General features: G+C 38.7%; 3 protein-coding genes. 2 read left to right on the forward strand and 1 reads right to left on the reverse strand.

Features of this window, described 5'->3' with window-relative positions; genetic code table 11:
- The first annotated feature begins 53 nt into the window (after positions 1–53).
- Complete coding sequence (locus LUD75_RS18970) at positions 54–2,465, forward strand: glycoside hydrolase family 2 TIM barrel-domain containing protein (protein WP_232707381.1); 2,412 nt, start codon at positions 54–56, stop codon at positions 2,463–2,465.
- Between the two features lie 231 nt (positions 2,466–2,696).
- Here the strand turns inward: LUD75_RS18970 and LUD75_RS18975 are convergent, their stop codons facing one another.
- On the reverse strand, positions 2,697–6,308 hold the full coding sequence (locus tag LUD75_RS18975) for a T9SS type A sorting domain-containing protein (RefSeq protein WP_232707382.1): 3,612 nt from the start codon (positions 6,306–6,308) through the stop codon (positions 2,697–2,699).
- Positions 6,309–6,571: 263 nt separating this feature from the next.
- Here LUD75_RS18975 and LUD75_RS18980 point away from each other — a divergent pair, with 263 nt between their 5' ends.
- The gene (locus tag LUD75_RS18980) at positions 6,572–6,886 is read left to right on the forward strand and encodes a hypothetical protein (protein WP_232707383.1); all 315 of its coding nucleotides are present in this window, start codon (positions 6,572–6,574) and stop codon (positions 6,884–6,886) included.
- The last annotated feature ends 435 nt before the right edge of the window (positions 6,887–7,321 follow it).

Below are 7,321 nucleotides of genomic sequence, written 5' to 3' on the forward strand. Positions count from 1 at the left end.
TGTAAAAGCCAAAATAATTTATCTTAAAATCCTCACATTCAATAAAAATTAATATGAAAAAAATTACAGCACTACTATTGGTTTGTATTTTTTGTACAACTTCTCTATCCGGACAAAATAACAGTAATAATGTGCGGATCTCGCAGCTTTTTAATTTCGGATGGAAATTTAAATCCGGCGATATGCCCGACGCAAAAGAAGTAAATTTCAACGATACCGATTGGCGGTCATTGGATCTGCCTCACGACTTTCAGATCGAGCAGCCTTGGGATAAGACAGCAAGTAAAAACCGGGGTTACAAAGCAATGGGAATCGGCTGGTATCGAAAAACATTTAAGGCTGATGAGTCCTGGAAAGGCAAAAGAATCTTGCTGGATTTTGAAGGCATTATGCTGCACGGTGACGTTTGGCTTAATGGGAAAAAAATTGGAGGCACCGATTACGGCTATCTTGGTTTTGAAGCTGATATAGCGGATGCAATTAAATTCGACGCTGAAAATGTTGTAGCTGTTCGGGCATCTACGGGTGAAAACGAAAACTCCCGTTGGTACACTGGCGGCGGTCTTTTTCGTGATGTTCATCTGGTTGTAAAAGACAGTGTTTCTATAGCGCGCCACGGCATTTTCATTACCACTCCAAACATTTCGAATCAAAGTGCTGAGGTAAAAGTACAGGTAGAAATAGCCGGAATCCAAAACAAACAATACAACCTTGAAATTAATACTAAGATATTTTCACCACAAGGAAAACAGGTCGCAGAAACCAAAACGCTTGCTCCTAAAAAATCAAATCTGTTTGAAGTAGAGGTTGCACTGCCAAAAGTATCTGTTGCTAACCCTCAATTGTGGAGCTGTGAAACACCAAATCTGTATTCCGCTGAGGTCGAATTGGTCTTAGATGGCAAAGTAGTAGACAAACTGACCAAAAAATTTGGCATTCGTACCATCGAATTTTCTAAAGAATTCGGGATGAAATTAAATGGAAAAAAAGTCTTTCTGAAAGGCGTTGCCAATCATCACGATCTCGGTGCAGTAGGTGCCGCAGCCTATGAAACTTCCATTGCCAGAATGATGGATCAGCTAAAGGCTTTTGGCTTTAACCACATCCGAACCTCACACAATCCTTATTCAGAATCATTCTTCGATCTTGCTGATGAAAAAGGGATCTTGGTGGTTGATGAGTTGTACGATAAATGGGGCAGCATCCGCGCTTGGGCAGGCCGCAAACCGTGGAACGAAATCTGGTACGGCAATATGAAAGAATGGATCAAAAGGGATAGAAATCATCCGTCCGTCATTATGTGGAGCTTTGGAAATGAACTGCAGTTTCAGGAAGAACGCTGGAACTTCCCGACAAGTGATTGGGGCGTTACCACTTACCGATTGATGGATGTTGTGGCAAAACGTTACGACCCAACCCGTAAAACCACAGTTGCAATGTATCCTGCCCGTGCTGGCGGCATCATCAAGGCAAATCCTGATTTTAAAATTGAAGCCAACATCATTCCGCCAGAATTGGCGACCGTGACAGAAGTGGCCAGTTTCAATTACGTTTGGGATGATTATCAGACTTATCTGAAGCACGCTCCTAATATGATTATTTATCAAAGTGAGGCTGTGACGAATGAATTGGCAGCACCATATTTCGGGATGGACAGAGACAAAATGGTGGGATTGGCCTATTGGGGCGGCATAGAATATTGGGGAGAATCACAGGGCTGGCCGAGAAAGGGCTGGAACTATTCATTTTTTAATCATTCGATGGAGCCTTTTCCTCAGGCGTGGTTAACGAAAAGTATTTTTACAGAAGAACCAATTGTTCATATTGGTATCGTAGATAGTGAAGGTGAATCGAAAATGTGGAACGACCAGATTGTCGGGCAAAAAGTGATTTCAGCACATTGGAATCGGGTTGAAAACGAAAAATATAATCTTTACACCTACACCAATGCTGAAGAGGTAGAATTATTCATCAACGGAGAATCTATCGGAGTGCAACAAAATAGTATGGATGTGAAAAAACGGAATACCATTTACTGGAAAGATGTTCCCTACTCTCCTGGCATCATTACTGCCGTTGCTAAAACCAATGGTAAGGAAGTTGCCCGACACGAGCTGAAAACCACAGGCAAAGCGGTCGCTTTAAAGATAGAAACAGAAAATAAAAACTGGAAAGCCGACGGAATGGATTTGCAATATGTAAAAGTCTATGCTATCGACAGCAAAGGAAACAAAGTTCCAACAGCATCTGGGGAACTGACTTTTGAGGTCAGCGGTGAAGGAAAACTAATAGCTCTGGATAACGGCGATCATTCCAGCGATGATCTGTTCAGTGGCAATAAAAAGACGCTGTATAAAGGTTTTGCAATGGCAATCTTACGTTCTAACCAGAAGGGCGGAACTGTAAAATTGAAAGTCAAAGGCGCAGATCTGAAGCAGGTAACTAAAACTTTTGTTACTAATTAGATTTATATTAATTTTTAAATTTTATAGTTTAATTTATTTAAAAATTCCTGGTGAATTTGGCTCAGATAAATCAAATCAGTGTCAAAAGTATTTGAAGATATGCTATTAAGCGAAAGACCGGCATTAGAAGTTTTACTTTCTTATGTCGGTCTTTTTATATTTCCTGATTCTTTATTAATTCTGTAAGGATTTACAGAAGATCAATCAATAAATTATTCCATTAATGAATTATTATTTCTTAATAATTTTTAAAGCTTTTGGAGAATTTTCCAACGTTAGCATGTAAATACCTGAAGGTAAATTTGCAATATTTATTTTCGCATTATCAAAATAACCTTCCTTCACAATGCTGCCCGCCATATCAAAAATTATAAATCTTGAATTTTGAACATCACTTTTTGAAACGATGTGAAGCACATCTTTTACAGGATTTGGATGAATTACAATATCATTTTTATATTCTTTAATTGTAATAACGGAATTAAGATATGTTGTGTCAGGATTATTTGTGTAAGGCAAATCTCCCATATATCGTTCCGTATCCTTCACACATCTTACACCCATTGCAGCTTGAGGATAGAATGCAGTTCCTGATGCCAGCTTACCGCCAAAACCTGATGTGCTGCTGAGATCAAGCCCAATAGCATAACCAGTGTAGAAATCTGCAGGTGAGCTGGTCCACAGTCCGGTTTGATATTTATAATTATCCGCATCAGGAAATCCGCTTCTTGCATTTTTCCAGTCATTCCCGCCGAGCACTCCCCTAATTCCTGTAGCCGGAATATTTCCGATGTTGTATTTGGAATTTGGAAAATTGAATACCCAGCCAGACCTGCTGCTTGGCGCTGTCCCTTCTGTAGTAACTGTAAGCGTGTAGCCGGGATATTGTCTTAGATTGACGGCATTATTTACTGCGCCGCCCGTAAGATCTGCAATCGTACTTTGCATAATTCCATAGTTTGCAAAAGTACTATTGGTATTATATCCATTATAAAACCAAGGCGATGACCCTTTTGCATAAGAGCCGTTGTTGCCTGCAGCAAATAGATTTGCGTTGGCAGTATCTGGCACTCGCCATCCTCCGGGACAAGGGTCGTAAGCTGATTTTTCTGTTGCGTGACCCCATCTGTCCTGTGCCAGTCCGTTTTCATCAGAAATCCAATCTTTTACCTGCGAAGCTTTTGCCGTTAAAGATCCAGCATCTTCTATCCCAATTTCGTTTCCGGTTTTTGATCGGAAAAGAAAAGACAATGGATTTTCGGTAGCATATTTTATGACTTTGCGTATTTTTTCATTTTTTGGATCATTGTCTGCAATGCCTGCATTAGATTTATACACGTTCCATTCTTTGGAATATCCATTGGTTTCATTGGTTGAAGAAAAAACAGAATCCGTAATGGGATCTGAAATTCCTAAAACGACATTGTTGTTGGCATCTACTCCGGTTTGTTTATAAACATTATACTCTGCTGCTACCTGTACACTATTTGCGTGAGCGGAATTGTATTGAGTTCCGCCAGGATTGTGGAAAGTTGGCAACGGATCTTTCCTTCCCCATTGGTAATGCAAGCCGCCAGACTGCTGAATTTGTGTTTTGGATTCCAATTCCGCGGCTAAATTTGGTCTTTCCAATGATGATGGCAATGCCTGCAAAGCACCAAGATTTCTATCCATAAAGGTAGTTGTAAGAGGAGTTCCACCTTTAGCTGGATTTATTAATTGCCCATTTGATGCAGGGATGATTCCACCGTTTTCAAGAGATTCAGTCGTATAAGTGATTTGATTTCCTTCTGACAAAGGATCCGTAACAGGTGCCCAAATATGCCAGCTCCAAATAACTTTGTCCGGACTTGATGTATCCCAAACCCCGTTATTTCCTTTATGAAAAGCTACTACTGCATTTCCTTTTTTACCGGTAGCTATTATTACTCTCATCTGCTGATCCGGATAACTTCCAACAATCTGAATTTTCTTAATTAAACTCTGATTGTCTGTCCATATCACACTTCCTGTATTGATATTGCCAGAAGGGATTTCCTTATTATCGGAGAGATAAAGCTTCTGCATGGCGTAAGCTTTTTTAAGACTTATCACCAATTCTTTGTCTTGCGGCAAGGCATCAGACGGATCACCAGTCATCACTACAAAACTGTTTGGTTCTTTCGTCCAGGTTTTATAATCTGTATTATCATCATCTGTTGAGACAACATATTCGGTTTCATACACGGAAGGTAGAAGTGCTATATTTGGATCTTTAAGACATCTAACCGCGCCCAAACCATTTGTTTTAACGGTTTGGTTGACATAGATTCCATTCCAACCGGTGCTGGAAACATCGGCTCTTTCGGGATCACTTCGAATAATTGTACTTCGACTGCCTCCAATCCCGTAAGTCGCATTAAGCAACAATGCATCAGAACCTTGATCCTGATAGACAACCGTTGCAGCCGCACCATCACTGCCTGAATAATAGATATAGTTCCCGCTTGTAGGCATTAATCCAATCTTTCTGTTGTCAGTGCCACTAAAATCTATGCCTCTTCCCGGATATACTTTTACACCATTCAGTACACCATTTACTGAATTTGGTAATATCTGGCTGTTAGCACTATTAGTATCATCATTAAATCCGCTGTATTTTCTTCCTAATGGATTAAGATTATTATTAATCGTATTTCTGCCATAATGCGAGGCAACACGCCATCCATTGGGGCACGGATCAAATTCCGATTTCAATTCATAAGATTTGCTGTCCGCAGCAACGGTACTATTACTGCTGGATGCGTTGCTATGCAGACCTTTTCGGTTATCGGACCAGAGATCCCAGGTTTCTATCAAGTCCGGGTTTGTATTATCAGTTTTATATTCCTGACTGGAAAACCAAGTGCCATCATTGGTCGCGTGGGTAATTATGTCGATAGGATTATTAATGGAGTATCTTATGTTTCCATTGATGTTATTGGTATTGGTGTCTGTTCCTCTTTGTTTTATAGCTATTGGCGTAGACTGTAAAGCTGCGAATGAATGTCTTCTGCTTCCAATATCGCCGGTCACTTCATAGAATGAACCATCTTTATATTCCAGCGGAGGAACGGGATCTTTTCTTCCCCATTGGTACATCAGACCTCCTGATTTGTGCCAGTCGTGACCCAGAAAGCCGGCATTTGTAGCTCCCAAATTACGATCCATATATTGAGGGACGAAAGCCTGATTCGAAGCATCTGTTTCAAAATCTTGTCCGTAAGATGCTCCATTTTTAGGATCATCTGTCACCCAGATATGCCACGTCCAGTAGATCACCCCGTCAACTTTAAAAGCAATATTAGCATTGCCTTCTCCTTTGGTTTTGTCGATCAGGATTTTTATTTTAGCATCTTCCCCCGTTCCTTCAATTGAAGTGGAGCTTACCAGTCCATTCACATCTTCCCAAAAAACGGAAGCTGACTGCACGCCATTTTCGCTGATAGGTGTGAATGTTCCGGTGTCATTTTGCATGTATCTTCCCTGTCTCCACATCTGGTAAGCTTTCGCAACAGGAATGTACAATCCGTCGATTTTATTACCATCAGGCAAAATACCATCTTTATAAAAAATATAGCTGTTAGGAGCCAGCGTAAAATCATTTTCTACTCTTGCTTTGTAATCACGTCCAGCAGTCAGGTTTTCATTGTGATTGTTTGAAATTAATACTTTTTCAGAAAATTGCACAACATTTTGAGCAATAGATTTATCCTTTGTTGCAGCATTGACATGTAGGTTTGAACTTGTGAGTGATGTTTGGTTTGATGTCGGAGACCGACGATTTGAATTTTGTGCTTCTAAAGATAAAGTACAAAAAAACATTGATAATATAAAGATTTTAAACATATTACTATTTTTGTAATCATATTACAATTAACGTGCTAATAATGCAAATATAATATATTATCATTAAAAATATTAAATATATAAAACGTTTTAAAAATAAAATTTCTATTTATTTTAAATATTTCTGCAAATCTTTACATATATAATCTTCACAGATCATTATTGAAGAACTAAATCAAAATAATTATTGATGTGAATCTGGCTTAGGGTTTGTTAACTTTGCGATTTAAAAATGAAAAATGGAGAGAAAGCCACACTTCAGAGCTGCACTAACCTACCTCCCAACAGATCAAGGTGGTATCGTAACACCTGTATCTTCAGATTTTAGAGCCAATATTAGATTTCCGTATGATAACAAAGAATTAACGGCAAATCAAACTTTCGTTGATGCGGAGATTGTATTCCCGGGAGATACTATTAGCGCAGATATTTTTTTATTGAAACCGACGGAAACGTTAGAAAGAATATATGCAGGATTGGATTTTGACCTGCTGATCAACTCAAAGATCATAGGAAGTGGCATAATCGCCAACATATATCCTTTTGAGGCCTGAATTAAGCGCAAATCTTTAAATCGTTCTGTTTTAAAATTTCCGCTTTGCATTTGTCTACTGATTTTAAATTCAATAGCTAAAATCTGAGTGTTTCACTAATTCAGTATTTCTACATATTCAGTAATCCTTGAGCTGATATAAATTTGATGAAAAATCAATCATTATGTTTTTATCAATATTTGAAGGCTTTGAATTTTTAATTATTGGATTTTGTACCTACTGCTCGCCTTTCTAATTTCATTGCGAAGGAAAGAATAGTTTTTTTTTTAGTTGTTAAAGCTCATAAAAGAGCATTCCGGTTAAGTGTGATCTGTGATAGAATCTTTACGGAATCTCTCTGTCCAAAACGCAATGTAATATTTCACATTGTCAAATAAATTTTCATAAGACTGTACGATATTAAACTAGATTAACGAGAAACGAATTGAAGCATCG

Source organism: Epilithonimonas sp. JDS (genome assembly GCF_021261315.1).
In the GTDB taxonomy this organism is placed as follows: domain Bacteria; phylum Bacteroidota; class Bacteroidia; order Flavobacteriales; family Weeksellaceae; genus Epilithonimonas.